Source organism: Micromonospora sp. LOL_024, from assembly GCF_048060415.1.
In the GTDB taxonomy this organism is placed as follows: Bacteria; Actinomycetota; Actinomycetes; order Mycobacteriales; family Micromonosporaceae; genus Micromonospora.
This window is the reverse complement of record NZ_JBHMIS010000219.1, coordinates 1-295: the sequence shown is the minus strand read 5'-3', so window position 1 is coordinate 295 and position 295 is coordinate 1. Positions and strand designations below refer to the sequence as shown.

The 295-nt window shown below is 69.8% G+C and carries 1 protein-coding gene; it reads right to left on the bottom strand.

The window, feature by feature from the left end; all coding sequences use genetic code 11:
• On the bottom strand, nucleotides 1-295 hold a 295-nt coding region (locus ACFHWY_RS28950), incomplete at both ends, for a hypothetical protein (RefSeq protein WP_416583394.1).

Below are 295 nucleotides of genomic sequence, written 5' to 3'. Positions count from 1 at the left end.
TCGCGCGGGTGCCTTCGACGTGTTTCGGTGAGGGCTCGACGCCGAGGGCGAGGCAGATGCCTTTGGCGCGCATGCCGGCGGGCTCGGCACCAAGGACTGCCAGGATCTGCTGGTAGGGGGCGCTGGCGATTGTCGGGTCGTCGGCGGTGAATTCGGCGGCGGCGAGGGTGCGCAGGGTGGTGCGGGTGGTTGCCAGGTCGGCCAGTTCGCCGTCGAGGCGGGTGAGTTCGCCGGTCAACGTGGTGATTTGCTCGCGTAGCCGGTCGGCGTCCTGGCGTGTGGTGGTTTCGCGGTC